We start from the raw sequence: 1573 nt of genomic DNA on the forward strand, positions 1-1573 counted from the left end.
AAACTGCTAACGGCGACGGCAGTTTTACTTACACAGCCACAGCAGATGGCAATGCCGTATTTGAATTGGTGGTGAAGTCAGACGGCAGCTACACCTTTACTCTGCAGGGCCCACTAGACCATGCGGTGAATAGTGACAGTCTACAAATCGACTTCCCGATTATCGCAACAGATTTTGATGGCGATACGTCGACAGAAACACTGCCTGTCACCATCGTTGATGATAAACCAACCATCACTGACGTAGACGCAATCCGCGTGGATGAAGATGACTTAGCGACGATTGGCTCTGACGGATCAGATCCAGTTTCAATCGATGGCAACTTCACTACAACGCAAGGCTCTGATGGGGTAGTAAGCTACCAATTAGATACTGCTGCAACGCCAGTTGATGGTCTAACATCGCAAGGTGTGGCAGTGACGCTGACTGAAACCGCAAACGGTGATGGTAGCTACACTTATGAAGCAACAGCAGGAACTGAAGCCGTATTTACGCTGACCGTTAATACGGATGGTTCATACAACTTCACGCTGCAAGGTCCTATCGACCATGCGACAGACAGTGATGAGCTGACACTGAACTTCCCAATCATCGCGACGGATTTTGATGGTGATACCACCACAGAAACGATCCCAGTCACCATCGTGGACGATAAGCCAACCATTACCGATGTAGATGCGATTACCGTCGATGAAGATGACTTAAGCACGATTGGTTCGGATCAGACTGACCCAATTTCAATCGGTGGCAACTTCACCACCACACAAGGCTCGGACCGAGTGGTGAGTTATCAGCTTGACGCGTCTGCAACACCAGCAGCTGGCCTTACATCACAAGGCGTGGCAGTTACGCTAACTGAAACCGCAAATGGCGACGGTAGCTTTACTTACGAGGCGACGGCGGGTAGTGAAGCGGTCTTTACGCTGACCGTGAATACTGATGGTAGCTATAACTTCACGCTTGAAGGTCCAATCGACCACGCGGTAGATAGCGACGAGTTGACACTGAACTTCCCAATCATCGCAACAGACTTTGATGGCGATACCACAAACGCCACTATCCCGGTTACCATTGTGGACGATAAGCCAGTGATTACTGACGTCGACGCCATTACGGTTGATGAAGATGACCTAGCGTCAATTGGCTCAGACCAAAGCAATCCAATTTCTATTGATGGTAACTTCACCACCACACAAGGTTCAGACCGAGTGGTGAGCTACCAACTCGATGCTTCAGCAACACCAGTGGACGGTTTAACATCGCAAGGCGCGGCTGTCACACTGACAGAAACCGCAAATGGTGATGGTAGTTTCACTTATGAAGCGACTGCGGGTGGAAACCCAGTATTTACTCTGACAGTAGATACTGATGGCTCTTACAACTTCACACTTGAAGGGCCGATTGATCACGCTGTTGATAGTGATGAGTTGACACTGAACTTCCCAATTATTGCAACCGACTTTGATGGCGACACTGTCACAGAAACCATTCCAGTTACGATTGTTGATGATGTACCGACCATCACAGCGGTGGATGCGTTAAGTGTCGATGAAGATGACCTTACCGGTGTGGG

1 protein-coding gene is annotated in these 1573 nt (G+C 49.1%); it reads left to right on the plus strand.

Going from position 1 to position 1573, the window contains the following annotated elements; all coding sequences use genetic code 11:
• The coding region (locus R7Q46_RS24790; RefSeq protein WP_318077877.1) for a VCBS domain-containing protein at positions 1-1573 on the plus strand (1573 nt) is incomplete at both ends.

It is taken from the genome of Vibrio sp. 811 (genome assembly GCF_033339195.1).